Genomic DNA, 13,566 nt, shown 5'->3' with positions numbered 1-13,566 from the left:
GGCCCCCCTTTCCCAAAGCCGGCGTTACGTTATAATAGAAGCGATCCTGTCTTGCGTCGGGGAGGACGAACGCTAATGAACGAAAGCAAACGAATCTTGATTGTGGAAGACAACAAAGCGAATTTGAGGCTGATGCAGCGCTTTCTCGCCCAAAGCGGCCTGAGCGCGTCCGCAGCGGAGAATGGCGAAGAAGCGTGTCTCGCGGTGGCTCGTGAAAGCTACGATCTGGTTTTGATGGACGTGCAGATGCCTGTGATGGACGGCCTGGAGGCGACCCGGCGGATACGCGGCTTGTCCCTTTGCCGTCAGCCGGTCATCATCGCATTGACCGCCAATGCGCTCAAGGAAGACCAGGACAAGTGTCTCGCAGCCGGGATGGACGATTATATCAGCAAACCGGTTATGCTCCCCGCCCTGCAGGAAACGCTGAAGCGCTGGCTCAGCCTGTCCGAGCCCAGGACCGCCCGTCCGCAAACCGGGGAGGAGTTTTCGGAAAACGACCCGGTTGATGTGCGGCTCTGGGAATCGTGGCTCCATGGCGGCGACGCTGCCGCCGTGTGCGAGCTGCTCCGCAGCTTCCTCGAGCAAAGCGATCAAAGGCTCGCCGGGCTGCTGGACCGGGCGGCCATTGCGGATTGGACCGGCATGCGCCGGCTCTGCCATGATTGGAAAGGAAGCTGCGGCAATTTCGGCTTTGCCGGCACCGCCCGGCTGCTCGCCGAAACGGAGCGGCTGCTGGATGCGAAGGAAACGCTTGCCGCTTCCGCAGTTTCGGAGATACAGGAAAGCTATGAGCTCTCCCGGCAGCGGGCCGAAGCCTGGATGAAATGCCGCGGCGGTTCGGCGGAGGCGCTTTAGGCGAACACCGCGGCGAGCTCCGCCAGCAGGCGTTTAACCGCTTTCTCATCCCCATTCCTGGCGGCCTGCTCAAGCGCTTCTCCGAGCCGGCCGGCCTCCGGCATCCCGTAAGCGGCCCCGCTTCCCTTCAGCCGGTGGCCGAGCCGCTCGGCCCGCGCCCAGCCTTCTCCGGCGGTCCATTCGCGAAACAGCAGCAGCTCCGCCCGGTTGCGTTCCCGGTATCCGTCCGCCAATTCGCCGGCGGCGTCCGCCCCGCCGGACGGCGATAGCGGAGCGCCCAGACCGTACCGGTCCAGCGCCGTCCTCAGCATTTCCCTGCCAATCGGCTTCGGCAGACAGTCGTCGCAGCCTGCGTCCAGACATTTTTTACGCTGTTCCTCTCCTGTATAAGCGGTCAACGCGATCACCGGCACCCGAGTCCAGCCGTTCTGAAGCTCCAGCCGGCGGATTTCGCGAGCCGCCTCGTAGCCGTCCATCACCGGCATCTGCATGTCCATCAGAATCAGATCATAGGCTTGTTCGGAAAACTTGCTTACCGCTTCCGCTCCATCCATGCAAAAGTCGGTCCGGCAAGGGTAGTCTTTTAAATAGAATTGCAGAAGCATCCGGTTATCCGCCGCGTCCTCCGCTACAAGAATGGTCAACAATCCGCTCCCCCCTTGCACATGCTCCCTCAATTATCCGCCATTCCGGCCTCATTCGCCAGCGTTTTGTACCGGTCCGCAACCCATTCCGGCCGCAGCACCGACACTTGTCCCCATTCGCAGAACCCGATGTCGGAAAAGGCCTGCCGGTCCTCGTTATAGCGCGGAGGGTACAAATCCGTAAACGCCACGACGGGAAAAACACGGTCGACCAGAAGGGCCGCCTTATGCTCTCCCAGCTTCAGCAGGAGCAGCTGGGACCGGTCGGCCGCTTCCTGCCGCGGCAGCCGGAAGAGCTCGCGCATGCGGAGAACCGGAATCATTTTTCCGCAAAACTTGTAAGAGGGACGATCCCCGTTATCCGGTACCGGAATTTCCGGAGAACGGACGATTTCGTGAACATAACCGATGGCAATGGCAATTAAGTCCTCCCCGATTCCGATCGGAAGGTACTGGTCATGCCGTCTTTTGTCCTCCAGCATGCGCTCTAGGTCCCCTTTCCAGTTCATGTAAATGCCCCTTTCGAATTATTTCGGCTGTTTTTCGTTTTTCATTTTCCATAATCTTTATGTAATCGAAATGAAACAAAAATGAAGATTTATAAATTGAGTATGGTATAATTTGTCCAGACACAAATTTCCGGGGGAAGCATTATGCAGGGACATACCGCATTGATCGTAGACGACGATCCCGATATTCTTTTGTTGCTGAAGAACGTGCTGGAAAGGGAAGGCATGCGCGTTATCACCGTTGCAAGCGGTACCGACGCGCTTCGCGTCTTGAATGAAGAGCCCGATCTGTCGATTGTCCTGTTGGATATCGTCCTGCCAGATGAGAACGGCCTGTCCATCATCAGCAAAATTCGCAATCAAGTAGCCGTTCCGATCCTGTTCCTGAGCGCCAAAGACCGGTCGATGGACAAGATCGTCGGCCTGGAGCTGGGCGCGGATGATTACATTACAAAGCCTTTTCATGTGGACGAGCTGGTGGTCCGAATCAAATCTCATATCCGGCGCGAAGAGCGCCGGTCGGCCCGAACGCCGGAACGCGGCTTGATCCTGCAATGCGGGGAGCTTGCGATCAACCGGGAAACGTACGAAGTGAACAAAAACGGAAGCCGAATCGATCTGTCCACCAAGGAATTCCAGATTCTCGCTTACCTGATGGAAAACCGCAACCGCGTATTGAGCCGGGAACAGATTTACAACGCGATCTGGGGCATGGACGACCTGGGCGAAGTCAGCACCGTCACGGTGCATCTCAAAAACATCCGCTCGAAGCTCGACCCCGAGCACCGCTACATCAAAACCATATGGGGCGCCGGCTACAAATTCGTGATTCCGTCGTAACCAAATGGTCTCCCCTTACAAAAAAACAACCGGACCCGGGAATGAAAAACGTTTCCGGTCCGGTTGTTTTTTTGCCGCCTGAAGACATGCGGGCGAGGTCTGCTGAACGGCCAGGAATGGCGCATAACTTTCTGTTAACCCCCGGTAAGCTTACCGGTTCAGCAGGCTGCCCACATAGCGAAGCAGCTCGTTGGCGCAAACGGGGCAGTAGCCGTGCCCCTCGATCAGCCGCGCGGTTACCTCGTTGATCCGCTTCAGCTGCCGTTCGTCCGGCGTCTTGGTCGATGTCGTGATTTTGACGACATCCTTGAGGTCGGCGAACAGCTTTTTCTCCACCGCCTCGCGCAGGCGTTCGTGCGAGCTGTAATCGAACTTTTTGCCTTTGCGGGAATAAGACGACATCCGGATGAGGATTTCCTCACGGAACGCTTTTTTGGCGTTTTCGGATACCCCGATCTGTTCTTCGATGGAACGCATCAGCCGCTCGTCGGGATCGACGGCCTCGCCCGTCAGCGGGTCCTTGATTTTGCCCCAGTTGCAGTAGGCCTCAATGTTGTCCAGGTAGTTCTCAAACAGCGTTTTGGCGGATTCCTCGAACGAATAGACGAACGCCTTCTGCACTTCCTTTTTGGCCAATTCGTCGAACTCCTTGCGAGCGGTTGAAATGAAATTCAGGTAACGCTCGCGCTCATCCTTGGTAATCGAAGGATGCTGGTCGAGGCCGTCCTTCAGCGCGCGGAGCACATCCAGGGCGTTCACGCAGTGCACATCGGGTTTGATGAGGGCGCTGGATATCCGGTTGATGACGTACCGGGGATCGATGCCGTTCATGCCTTCGTCAAGGTACTCGTTTTGCATCTCCTTCAGGTCGGCTTCCTTAAAGCCCTCGATGGTCTCTCCGTCGTACATCCGCATTTTTTTCACCGGGTCCATTCCCTGCTTGCGCGAGTCCTTCAGCCGGGTCAGGATCGAAAAAATCGCCGCCGTCTTGAGGGCGTGCGGAGCGATATGAATGTGGTTCATGTCGCTCTGGCCAATCAGCTTCGTGTATATCTTCTCTTCCTCGGACACCTTCAGGTTGTACGGAATGGAAATAACGATCATCCGCGACTGGAGCGCCTCGTTTTTCTTGTTCGCGATGAACGACCGGTACTCCGTTTCGTTGGTATGGGCGACGATCAGCTCATCCGCCGAGATGAGGGCGAAACGCCCGGCCTTGAAGTTGCCTTCCTGCGTCAGCGAGAGGAGGTTCCACAAAAATTTCTCGTCGCATTTCAGCATTTCCTGGAATTCCATCATCCCGCGGTTCGCCTTGTTTAATTCCCCGTCGAACCGGTAGGCGCGGGGGTCGGATTCCGAGCCGAACTCCGTAATGGTGGAAAAGTCGATGCTCCCGGTGAGATCGGCGATGTCCTGGGATTTCGGGTCGGACGGACTAAAGGTCCCGATGCCGACGCGGGCCGTTTCCGAGATCAGCACCCGTTCGACCGGCACGTTCTCGATCCGGCCGTCGAATTCGGTTCTCAGCCTGAGCTGGCAGTGCGGGCAAAGCGTTCCCTCGATGCGCACGCCGAGCTCCTTTTCGATATCCGGCCGCAGCTCCAGCGGAATCAAATGCAGCGGGTCCTCGTGCATCGGGCAGCCTTCGATCGCGTATACCGCGCCTTCGTCGGTCCGCGAAAACCGCTCCAGCCCCCGTTTCAGCATCGTAACCAGCGTCGATTTGCCTCCGCTGACCGGTCCCATCAGCAGCAGGATCCGCTTGCGTACGTCCAGCCGCCGGGCCGCCGAATGGAAGTATTCCTCCACCAGCTTTTCGAGCGGCCGGTCCAGCCCGTAAATTTCGTTCTCGAAAAATTTATATTTGAGCTGGCCGTTTACGTTCTCCACGCCTTCGGAAGCGATCATCCGGTATACGCGGGTGTGGGCGCTCATCGCCAGCTCCGGCTGCTCCCGAACTTTGCCGATGTACTCCGCAAACGTCCCTTTCCATGTCAACCGCTCGTTTTCTTCCCGGTGAGCCGCTATCCGTTCAAAGATATCCATAATCGGGTGGCCTCCTCTCCCTGCATCGCAAAATGCACCGTATTAATAAGTATGCGGACGAAGAATTGAAGTTGCCCGAAATTTGCCTACTTGCTGGAATGTTTCTTTACAAGGCTTCATAGAATAGAGTAAAAAGAATCGGAGGTTCCGCCCGGGCCGTGGTTCGGGACGTGAGGCAAGCGAACGCTTGTACGCGAATTTCCGCGCGGATATGCTATAATGGCTCTAGTAAAAAGGCCATTTGCAAGGAGTCGTGGGGAATGCCGATTCAAAGCGAAACCGAGCTGTATGCGCCGGTTAAAGCGTTTTTCGAACGGTTGGGATACGAAGTAAAAGGGGAAGTTCTGCGCTGCGACCTGGTCGCCGTGCGCGGAGAGGAAGAGCCGGTGCTGGTCGAGCTGAAAAAGACGTTTAACCTGCCCTTGCTGGTGCAGGGGATCGAGCGGCTTCGGCGCTCCGGCCGGGTGTACCTCGCGGTCGAGCAAAACCGCAAGGGCAAAGCGCCTTACGGGCTGCGCTGGAGCGAGCTGCAGCGGCTGTGCCGGATGCTCGGGCTCGGGCTTTTGGTCGTGCGGTTCTACAAAACAAAGCCGCCGGTCGTGGAGGCACTGTGCGATCCGGGGCCTTACGAGCAACCGCGCCGCCAGCGGCACACCGTCCGGCTCGTGCGCGAGTTCCGCGAACGGAGCGGGGACTACAACATCGGCGGCAGCAGCAAGGTCAAGCTGATGACCTCGTACCGGGAAAAGGCGCTGCTCTGCGCCCACTGCCTGAGCCTGGAGGGACCGCTTTCGACCAAGCTGCTGCGGGAGAAGACGGGCAACGACAAAGTGACCGCCATGCTGCAGCACAACTATTACCTGTGGTTCCGCCGCCAGTCGCGAGGCGTTTACGAGCTGACGCCGGCAGGCCGGCAGGCGCTCGCGGACTATGGGGAAACGCTCGCCGCCATTCTGGACCGGCGCGGGCCGCTGGAGACGATTTCCGCCGCAAGCGTGACGCCCGGGCAAGCCGTCACTTTGGCTACAGGCATCGGCAAAAAAACGAACAAAAAAACGAGGATAACCCGCAAGCCAAAAACGACTTGAGGATCGTCTCGTTTTGAGAGCAGCGGGGAGGCGGCCTACATCCCGTGCCGGAAGCCGTTCAGAATCTTGTGAATCCAGATGGCCGCCTGGACGCCTTCGCCCATGGCGATCGCGGCCTGTTCGGCGTGCGCCCCGAGATCGCCCGCTACCCAAACGCCGGCAACGTTGGTCATCTTGGACCGGGGGTCGGCTGCGATATGTTTGTTTTCCAGCCGCTCCACGCCCAGCTGGCGGGCAAGCTCGGATTCCACCTCGTTGCCGCCGAACGCCAGAAACCCGCGCTCGGCTTCCACCATCCGCCCGTCCGCCAGTTCCACGCCGTGAACAGTGCCGTCTCCGTCCGTATGCAGGCAGACGGCTTCTTCCTCCACGTATTCGATCGAAAGTCCGTCCAGCCGCTCACGCAGACCGGAGGGCACTTCCTTCCGCTCATGATTGATGTAGACGAGATCGGTAGTCCGCTCCGAGAGCAGCAGCGCCATCCGTGCGCCCGCCTCGCCCGACCCGAGCACGAAGGTTCTGCGGTTTTGAATCTCGTAGCCGTCGCAGTCGGGGCAAACGTAAACCGACTGGCCCATGCAGGAGACCAGATTGGGCAGCTCGGGAAAACGGTCGGACAGCCCGGTGGCCAGCAAAAGCGTACGGGCCTCATAGACCCGGCCCGAAGCCCCGGTAAGCGTAAATTCAAATCCATGCCCCTTCATTTCCTTCGCCGCTTCCACCACTTCGTCCTCCGCAAAACGGATGCCGTAACGCTCCGCATGCAGCCGGCCGGCCCGGCGAAGCTCGGCCCCGGAAACGCCGTCCGGAAAGCCGAGCAGGTTATGGTAATTCCGGCAGAGCGACGAACGGCCTTTGCCCGCGTCGATAACCAGAACGTCATGAACGGAATACCGGCCGAGCTGGACCGCCGCTTGAAGACCGGCGATGCCGCCGCCGACGATAATGCAGTCATACACGGTTGCGCCCTCCTTTTCAGGTTTCTATACCCTTAACCACTGCGTTCCCGGTTGAAGCGCAGCCTAAGGATGGAAGGGAGGAGAGGGCGAGCGAAACGAGAGCCGCCCCTGCTAGGAGGCGGAATGCTTCTTCGGCAGCCAGATCAAAGCAAGCTGGGTCGACGCCGCAAGCAGCAGCACGAGGGTCAGCCGGCCGGTATCCATGTCCCCGCTGAACAGAATCAGGGAGGTGATGGACAGGACGCGTCCCGCGTTCAAAAAGCTCTCGCGAAACACGACCGCTTCAATGCGGAGCTGGCCTTTGAGCGGAAGCCGCGACGTGACCCCAAAATAGTAGGAGGTCATCGTGTTGCCCTGCAGCGGGTTAAACAGCGCGTTCATCACCAGAAAGCCGATGACCGTCACAAGGGCGTACTCGATCTGCAGGAGCAAAGCGCCGCCGAGGTAGCCGGCCGCCGCGACGGCCAGGTAGAGGGTCCGCTTTTCCTCGCGCGCGAATTTGGACAGCGCCATCGCCATGATGATGGAAACGGCGGAAAACATGGCGCCCAGATACCCGACGAGGTCCTCGCGCGGAAGCGCCCGAAACAGCAGGATGTTCGGCAGGAAGAGCATGATTCCCTGAAAAAGCCCCATCGCGAAATAGCCCGCCAGAGCACGCAGCCATTCCCGGTCGCGCAGCATCAGCAGCGGGCCGAAATGCAGAAAGTAGCGCTTGCTTCTTGACTGGACCGCCTTGATTTTGAGGCTTCCGAGCGCAGCCCCGAGGAGCAGGACGAACGACGCGGCAAACACCATCAGATACCCCGCCAGCTGCTCGCTTCTTGCGATAACAAAGCCTGCCAGCGCGGGACCGAGCAAGCCGGCCGCCGTAAAAAACACGGTGTTGAACGCCACGTACCGGATCCGGTTTTTCTCGGTGGACACGTCATACATCAGCACGATATAGCCAACCCAATAAAAGCCGCCGCCGATGCCGGCAAACACGGCAAACCACATGTAGGAATGAACCAGGCCTTCCTGAACCAGCAGCACCACCATATAAAAAGCTGCCGTCAATGCGATGCCCGCCCGGTAAACGACAAGCGGGTCCTTCTTCTTGGCGATCCAGCCGCCAAGCGCAAAAGCGAACGGGGAAACGGAGAAGTTCAGGATGTTGTATAGGCCGTTTAACGTCAGGTCCTCCGTCAGCCGCCACAAGTAAAGGTTCAGGAACACACCGGACATGGAAGCGCCAAACTGGAAAAGAAAATGAATCAGCAGCGACGCCACGGCGTCTTTTGAAAGCCTGCGTTCAGGGGGAATCGAGCCGCCCCGCGTCCCCAGCCTCTGCCGGATGTGACGGATCATTTGCATGTTGTGGAAGCGCACTCCTTCTTGAGGTTCGAATAGGTCAGTCGGTACGCCCACATTCTATCACATCGGAACCGGTTTGCGGTTTCTTTTTGGCCATTTCCGCAGCCAAACAAAAAAGAGGCGTCCGCCGCCGGTTTGTCCGGCCCGATACGCCCCATTTTCGGGTGGCTCTATTCTTTTTTCAAACGGTTGATATCCCGCTTGCATTCTCCGCAAATGTGGCGCTCCTTGTATTCGGACACCTCTTCCATCGAGCCGCAGAAGACGCACCGCGGACGGTAGCGCTCGAGCAGGATCTGGTCGCCCTGGACCAAAATCTCGATAGGGTCCCCTTCATTCATTTGATACCGTTTGCGCAGCGATTTGGGCAACACGATTCTGCCCAGTTGATCCACTTTCCGAACAATTCCAGCCGGTTTCATACCTTTCCCCTCACTCTTTCCATGTTAGTTGGTTGGCCGCACCCGCGCCGCTAGGCGCGCTGCCGCACCGTTCACCGCAAACCGGCGAATCCGGTTTGCCGGAGGCCTTCGTACAAGACGATTGCCGCCGAATTGGACAAATTCAGCGAACGGATCCCTTCTCCCATCGGAAGACGGATGCAGCGGTCCCGGTGGGCCGCCAGAATGGCAGGGGGCAACCCCTGCGTTTCTTTGCCGAACACAAAAAAATCCCCATCCCGGAATGAAAAATCGGTGTACGTCTTGTCCGCCTTGGTGGTGGCGAAAAAGAAGCGTCCTTCCGGGTACTTGCGTTCGACTTCCTCAAATGAATCATGATACTCCAGCTTGACGGACGGCCAATAATCCAGTCCGGCGCGCTTCAGGACTTTGTCATCGGTGGAAAAGCCCAGAGGCCGCACCAAATGAAGAAACGTCCCCGTCGCCGCGCAGGTCCGGGAGATATTCCCCGTATTTGCGGGAATTTCAGGCTCCACCAAGACAATGTGAAAAGCCATTTGGGTACACCTCTCATCTTTTCTATTATACATGATTCTCACAAAGTAACAAATTTAACACGGCGTTTATTTTTCGTTAATCTTCCGATTACCTGCGCCCATCATAATGGAAACAGAATCCGGAGAGGAGATGCACCCGTGAACAAAAAGAAAATTTTGGTGGTGGACGATGAGCCGGCGATCGCCATGCTTCTCGACTTTAACCTGAAATTGGCCGGTTACGACGTCCGCTGCGTTCATGACGGAGAGGCGGTGTTTGAAGCGCTGCCGGAATTCCGTCCGGATCTCATCGTGCTTGATCTCATGCTTCCGAAGCTGTCGGGCATCCAGGTGTGCCGCCGGCTGCGCAGCGTCAATAACATGGTACCGGTCATTATGCTCACCGCCCTCCAGGATCTGAGCGAGAAAATCGCCGGGCTCGACAACGGGGCCGACGATTACATGACCAAGCCCTTCAGCCCGCAGGAGCTGATCTCCCGCATCCAGGCCATCCTGCGCCGCACGGATGCGCTGCCCGGCTCGATTTCCGTATCGGAAGCCATTGAAATCGGCGCTTTGCGTGTCTCTCCGGCAAGCCGTGAAGCCAGCATCGGCGGACGGCTCGTGGATCTGACGCCCAAAGAATTCGAGCTGCTGCTGTTCCTGTGCCGCCACCGGGGCAAAGTGCTGTCCCGCCAGCAGCTGCTCCACGGCGTTTGGGACTATCATTATCTGGGCGACACGCGCATTGTGGACGTGCACATCAGCCATCTCCGGGACAAAATCGAAAACAACCCACGCCAGCCCGATTACATCGTAACGGTCCGCAACGTCGGCTACAAGCTTTCCGAGCAGGCTGCCGGTCTGTCTTCCCGGGCCAAGTAAGCTCGCGATGCGGTTTCCGTTCTGTCTTCCCGGGCCAAGTAAGCTCGCGATGCGGTGTCCGGCCGCCCGGCTCTTTTGCCGCCGCGTGAGCAGCATCTTTCATTGGCCCCTCCCCGCATGCTACAATCAGCATGAAATCTTTTATGCGGTGGAGTGCAATAATCATGAGAGTACACGAGCTACGGACAGGCAAAGCGTTTACCTCGGCTGACATGCGCGAGATGTCCCGGCTTGCGGGCGCGTTTCACTCCGACATCCAGCTGCTGCTGGACGAGGACCGCGTCAGCATCGATGCGAAGAGCATCTTCGGGATGATGGTGAACCCGCTGCACGCGGGAACCCCGCTCACCATCCGGACAAAAGGCAAAGACGAAGAAGAAGCGCTCCTGTTTATGATCGCCCAATTGGAAGCGACCCCATAAAAAAACGCCGCCGTTTCCGGGCCGCTCTCTTGCGAGAAGCAGGCTCCGGGAACGAAGCGGCGGTTTTTTTTGCGCCCGGAAGGCGCGCATGAGCAGCCGGCCATGCCGGTTGCCATCCCGCTTTTTCCGCTAAAGGATGATCCTTTTTACCCGTTGCGTTTCTGGAAATCGGCCATGAAATCCGCAAGCGCCTTGCAGGCTTCATAGGGCACGGCGTTGTAGGTGGAGGCGCGCAAATGGCCGACGCTGCGGTGGCCTTTGAGGCCGATGAACCCGGCCGCCTGGAATTCCTTGATAAACTGCTTCTCCAGCTCTTCATCGGTCAGCTTCCAGGTAATGTTCATGATGGAACGGCTCTTCTTTTCGGCCAAGGCCTGATAGAACCCGCCGCTGTTATCGATCGTGTTGTAGATGAGATCGGTTTTCTCCCGGTTCAGCTTCTCGACCGCCGCCAGCCCGCCGAGCCCCTTGATCCATTTCAGCACCAGCCCGACCATATAGACGCCAAAAACCGGCGGGGTGTTGTACAATGAATCATTTTTCACATGGGTGCTGTAACGGAGCATGGTGGGCAAGCTTTTGGGTGACGCCTCCGCCAGCTCTTCTTTAATGATGACGACCGTTACCCCGGAAGGCCCGAGGTTCTTTTGCGCGCCGGCATAGAGAAGCGAAAACTTCGATACGTCAAACGCATGGCTGAGAATGTCGCTCGACATGTCGGCCACGAGGGGCACATCCCCGGTATCCGGAAATTCGGCATACTGGGTTCCGGCAATCGTTTCGTTGGAGGTAATATGAAGGTAAGCGGCGTTGTCGGGAATGTTGATTTCGGAAAGATCCGGGATGTTCAGCAGCCCTTCCTTGGACTGGGCGGCGATTGCCGTTTCCCCGATCAATTGGGCTTCCTTGATGGCTTTTTCCGCCCAGCTGCCGGTATGTACGTAGGCGCCCACTTTGCCGGCGGAAAGCAGATTCATCGGCACCATGGAAAACTGAGTGCTGGCTCCGCCTTGAAGGAATAATACTTTGTAGCCGTCCGGGATGGACAGCAGCTCCTTCAGCAGGTCCTGGGTTTCCGTATTCACTTGCTCGTATTCCTTGCTGCGGTGGGATACTTCCATGATGGACATTCCGATCCCCTGATAGTCGACCAGTTCTTCCTGGGCCTTCTGCAGAACCTCCAACGGAAGCGCTGCCGGTCCCGCATTGAAATTGTACGCCCGCTTGCTCATTTTCTCCTCACCTTTCGCCATCCGCGCCAAACCCTTTGGGGCTTTCACGCTTTAATTGGTTTCTATTGATTATAGCCGAATCTCCCCGGACAAGGATATAAAAAAATTTATCGAGGAGGAAAATGTTATGAATGCTTCGGCCCCCCATCTGTTTGCCGCCATCCCGGTTCCGGCGGAGCTCAAACATGCGGTGCACGAACGCTGCGAGGCGCTCCGCACCTCCGGGCTGGCCTTTCGCAAGTGGACCCACCCGGAGGATTATCACATCACGCTAAAATTTTTCGGTTCGGTTCCCGAAGCGGATACGCTAGCGGTCGCCCGGCGCCTGCAGGAGGCCGTCTCCGGCTGCGCTCCCTTTGGCCTCGCCCTTCAAGGGCTCGGGAGCTTCGGGGCTGCGGATGCGCCCCGGATTCTCTGGACGGACGTAGCGGGCGACACCGGCTCGCTCGCCGGGCTGCAGCGCAAGGTGGAGGAAGCGACGGCCCCGCTCGGCTATCCGACGGAAAAGCGGCCCTACCGGCCGCATGTGACGCTCGCCCGGCAGTACAGAGGGACCTTCGATCCGCGTCCGATCCTCGAAAAGGAACGCGCTGACCGGTGGCAGCTTCCTGCCGAATGGGAGGCTGATGAAGCGGTGCTATACCGGACCCGGCTTGGACAAGCGCCGATGTACGAGCTTGTGGAGCGGTTTGCTCTGGCTCAGAAATGAGTTCCGAGAGGCGGCAAACCGATGAAATTGAAAAATAACCACTTTGTTTGACGAACGCTGACTACCTTTGTCACCCTTGCAGGATAACCCATATTTGGAATAGAAGTTAAAAAGCAAACCAAATGCAAAGCGGGTGATCCCAATGAATTATTTAAAAAGCAGAGAAGCGGCAAAGGTGCTGGGCGTCAGCGTCACCACGATCAAACGCCTCGCCTCGGCCCATCCCGACCGGTTTGAAAAGGACGCCTCCGGCCATTACGTCTTTACCCCCGAGCAGGTCGGCGAGCTGAAGACGTTCCGGGAGATGCCGGACGCCGCGCAGCGCGCCGTGACCGGAGGCCCAGCCTCCCGCGAGGCAGAAGCGGTCAAGGAGACGGCGGGAGACCCATCAAGTGCCACTGACCAGGCCGGCCTTTTCCCCTCCGGTGCCGAGCCCGTTTCCGGTGAGCATGCCCGCCCCTTCGCAGCCGGCGCCGCGCCCGTTCCTCCGGAGCGGACCGGCCTTTTGACAGGCGGGGCACTGCCGGTCCGTACCTCCGCCGACAGCTCTCCTTTTTCCGCTGGTATTGGCACCGGGGTCGCAAAGCCTGCTTACATGACGGATGATTTGCCTCGCGTAACAGAAGCTTCGCTGTGCGCAGAGAACGGAAGGACTACCGTTCATGAGGCGGAGCTGTTTGAGGAGCCGGCCGCACCCCCTTCTCCCCGTCTCGGCTCGCCGGCCGCCGCAGCCTTTTCCGCCGTGCCCGCCGCCGTCCCGTGGGACGACATTAAGCAGCGGCTGAACGAAATGGAGCGCAAGCTGTCCCGCAAGGCGGGAGACGTCGTTCACCTCCAGGTGCTGGAGCACCGCAGGGAAATCGAGGAGCTCCGCCGCTCCGTCAGCGAGCTGGCCTGCAGCCTGGACTCGCTCTCGCAGGTATTCACCGAGCTGCAGACCAAAACGGCTGCGAGCGCCCCGAATCCGCAGGAACGGTCCGGCAAACGGCGGTTTCGGCTCGGGTCTTTGCTGTAGCCGCCGCCTTCTTCCCGACCTTTTTTTCTCCTCCTATCCCTTTGCGGTCTTCGGACCGCGTTTTTT

15 protein-coding genes are annotated in these 13,566 nt (G+C 58.5%); 7 read left to right on the top strand and 8 right to left on the bottom strand.

Annotated elements, in window-relative coordinates; genetic code table 11:
* Window positions 1-75 precede the first annotated feature (75 nt).
* Window positions 76-858 (top strand): response regulator, encoded by a 783-nt coding sequence (locus AC6I6H_RS07275; protein ID WP_497953078.1) that lies wholly within the window; start codon window positions 76-78, stop codon window positions 856-858.
* Here the strand turns inward: AC6I6H_RS07275 and AC6I6H_RS07270 are convergent.
* Together AC6I6H_RS07270 and AC6I6H_RS07265 are read right to left on the bottom strand one after the other, a co-directional pair.
* Window positions 855-1,505: a response regulator gene (locus AC6I6H_RS07270; protein ID WP_497953077.1), complete on the bottom strand. Its 651-nt coding sequence runs from the start codon at window positions 1,503-1,505 to the stop codon at window positions 855-857. The genes AC6I6H_RS07275 and AC6I6H_RS07270 overlap by 4 nt on opposite strands.
* Window positions 1,506-1,531: 26 nt before the next feature.
* Window positions 1,532-2,011: a chemotaxis protein CheW gene (locus tag AC6I6H_RS07265; protein WP_497953076.1), complete on the bottom strand. Its 480-nt coding sequence runs from the start codon at window positions 2,009-2,011 to the stop codon at window positions 1,532-1,534.
* Window positions 2,012-2,155: 144 nt separating this feature from the next.
* Between AC6I6H_RS07265 and AC6I6H_RS07260 the strand changes: the two genes are divergently transcribed.
* Window positions 2,156-2,851 (top strand): response regulator transcription factor, encoded by a 696-nt coding sequence (locus AC6I6H_RS07260; RefSeq protein ID WP_497953075.1) that lies wholly within the window; start codon window positions 2,156-2,158, stop codon window positions 2,849-2,851.
* A gap of 150 nt (window positions 2,852-3,001) precedes the next feature.
* Here AC6I6H_RS07260 and AC6I6H_RS07255 read toward each other — a convergent pair whose 3' ends face one another.
* Window positions 3,002-4,897, bottom strand: a complete 1,896-nt coding sequence (locus AC6I6H_RS07255; protein ID WP_497953074.1) for a PrkA family serine protein kinase — start codon at window positions 4,895-4,897, stop codon at window positions 3,002-3,004.
* A gap of 260 nt (window positions 4,898-5,157) precedes the next feature.
* Between AC6I6H_RS07255 and AC6I6H_RS07250 the strand changes: the two genes are divergently transcribed.
* Complete coding sequence (locus AC6I6H_RS07250) at window positions 5,158-5,985, top strand: DUF2161 domain-containing phosphodiesterase (RefSeq protein WP_497953073.1); 828 nt, start codon at window positions 5,158-5,160, stop codon at window positions 5,983-5,985.
* Window positions 5,986-6,020: 35 nt separating this feature from the next.
* Here the strand turns inward: AC6I6H_RS07250 and AC6I6H_RS07245 are convergent, their stop codons facing one another.
* The 4 genes from AC6I6H_RS07245 to trmL form a co-directional block, all read right to left on the bottom strand.
* Complete coding sequence (locus AC6I6H_RS07245) at window positions 6,021-6,944, bottom strand: NAD(P)/FAD-dependent oxidoreductase (protein WP_497953072.1); 924 nt, start codon at window positions 6,942-6,944, stop codon at window positions 6,021-6,023.
* 111 nt (window positions 6,945-7,055) lie between these two features.
* Window positions 7,056-8,300: an MFS transporter gene (locus AC6I6H_RS07240; protein WP_497953071.1), complete on the bottom strand. Its 1,245-nt coding sequence runs from the start codon at window positions 8,298-8,300 to the stop codon at window positions 7,056-7,058.
* Between the two features lie 170 nt (window positions 8,301-8,470).
* Complete coding sequence (locus AC6I6H_RS07235; protein WP_497953070.1) at window positions 8,471-8,722, bottom strand: AbrB/MazE/SpoVT family DNA-binding domain-containing protein; 252 nt, start codon at window positions 8,720-8,722, stop codon at window positions 8,471-8,473.
* Window positions 8,723-8,793: 71 nt separating this feature from the next.
* Complete coding sequence (gene trmL, locus AC6I6H_RS07230) at window positions 8,794-9,258, bottom strand: tRNA (uridine(34)/cytosine(34)/5-carboxymethylaminomethyluridine(34)-2'-O)-methyltransferase TrmL (protein ID WP_497953069.1); 465 nt, start codon at window positions 9,256-9,258, stop codon at window positions 8,794-8,796.
* Between the two features lie 138 nt (window positions 9,259-9,396).
* Here trmL and AC6I6H_RS07225 point away from each other — a divergent pair, with 138 nt between their 5' ends.
* Window positions 9,397-10,122 (top strand): winged helix-turn-helix domain-containing protein, encoded by a 726-nt coding sequence (locus AC6I6H_RS07225; protein ID WP_497953068.1) that lies wholly within the window; start codon window positions 9,397-9,399, stop codon window positions 10,120-10,122.
* Window positions 10,123-10,286: 164 nt separating this feature from the next.
* Window positions 10,287-10,544 (top strand): HPr family phosphocarrier protein, encoded by a 258-nt coding sequence (locus AC6I6H_RS07220; RefSeq protein ID WP_497953067.1) that lies wholly within the window; start codon window positions 10,287-10,289, stop codon window positions 10,542-10,544.
* Between the two features lie 146 nt (window positions 10,545-10,690).
* Here the strand turns inward: AC6I6H_RS07220 and serC are convergent, their stop codons facing one another.
* The gene (gene serC / locus AC6I6H_RS07215) at window positions 10,691-11,776 is read right to left on the bottom strand and encodes a 3-phosphoserine/phosphohydroxythreonine transaminase (RefSeq protein WP_497953066.1); all 1,086 of its coding nucleotides are present in this window, start codon (window positions 11,774-11,776) and stop codon (window positions 10,691-10,693) included.
* Between the two features lie 127 nt (window positions 11,777-11,903).
* On the opposite strand from serC, the gene thpR reads away from it, so the two are divergent.
* Together thpR and AC6I6H_RS07205 are read left to right on the top strand one after the other, a co-directional pair.
* Window positions 11,904-12,485 (top strand): RNA 2',3'-cyclic phosphodiesterase, encoded by a 582-nt coding sequence (thpR, locus tag AC6I6H_RS07210; protein WP_497953065.1) that lies wholly within the window; start codon window positions 11,904-11,906, stop codon window positions 12,483-12,485.
* Window positions 12,486-12,627: 142 nt separating this feature from the next.
* Entirely contained in the window at window positions 12,628-13,500 is an 873-nt protein-coding gene (locus AC6I6H_RS07205; RefSeq protein WP_497953064.1) for a hypothetical protein, read from the top strand.
* Window positions 13,501-13,566 lie beyond the last annotated feature (66 nt).

The sequence above is a fragment of the Gorillibacterium sp. sgz306347 genome, from assembly GCF_059735245.1.
This window is presented reverse-complemented; position numbering and strand designations above follow the sequence as displayed.

What these genes read in the sequence shown, in the direction of transcription:
- AC6I6H_RS07255 (WP_497953074.1), bottom strand. Translation starts at nt 4,897, where the DNA reads ATGGATATCTTTGAACGGATAGCGGCTCACCGGGAAGAAAACGAGCGG.
- AC6I6H_RS07235 (WP_497953070.1), bottom strand. Translation starts at nt 8,722, where the DNA reads ATGAAACCGGCTGGAATTGTTCGGAAAGTGGATCAACTGGGCAGAATC.
- AC6I6H_RS07240 (WP_497953071.1), bottom strand. Translation starts at nt 8,300, where the DNA reads ATGCAAATGATCCGTCACATCCGGCAGAGGCTGGGGACGCGGGGCGGC.
- AC6I6H_RS07275 (WP_497953078.1), top strand. Translation starts at nt 76, where the DNA reads ATGAACGAAAGCAAACGAATCTTGATTGTGGAAGACAACAAAGCGAAT.
- AC6I6H_RS07260 (WP_497953075.1), top strand. Translation starts at nt 2,156, where the DNA reads ATGCAGGGACATACCGCATTGATCGTAGACGACGATCCCGATATTCTT.
- thpR (WP_497953065.1), top strand. Translation starts at nt 11,904, where the DNA reads ATGAATGCTTCGGCCCCCCATCTGTTTGCCGCCATCCCGGTTCCGGCG.
- serC (WP_497953066.1), bottom strand. Translation starts at nt 11,776, where the DNA reads ATGAGCAAGCGGGCGTACAATTTCAATGCGGGACCGGCAGCGCTTCCG.
- trmL (WP_497953069.1), bottom strand. Translation starts at nt 9,258, where the DNA reads ATGGCTTTTCACATTGTCTTGGTGGAGCCTGAAATTCCCGCAAATACG.
- AC6I6H_RS07205 (WP_497953064.1), top strand. Translation starts at nt 12,628, where the DNA reads ATGAATTATTTAAAAAGCAGAGAAGCGGCAAAGGTGCTGGGCGTCAGC.
- AC6I6H_RS07220 (WP_497953067.1), top strand. Translation starts at nt 10,287, where the DNA reads ATGAGAGTACACGAGCTACGGACAGGCAAAGCGTTTACCTCGGCTGAC.
- AC6I6H_RS07265 (WP_497953076.1), bottom strand. Translation starts at nt 2,011, where the DNA reads ATGAACTGGAAAGGGGACCTAGAGCGCATGCTGGAGGACAAAAGACGG.
- AC6I6H_RS07250 (WP_497953073.1), top strand. Translation starts at nt 5,158, where the DNA reads ATGCCGATTCAAAGCGAAACCGAGCTGTATGCGCCGGTTAAAGCGTTT.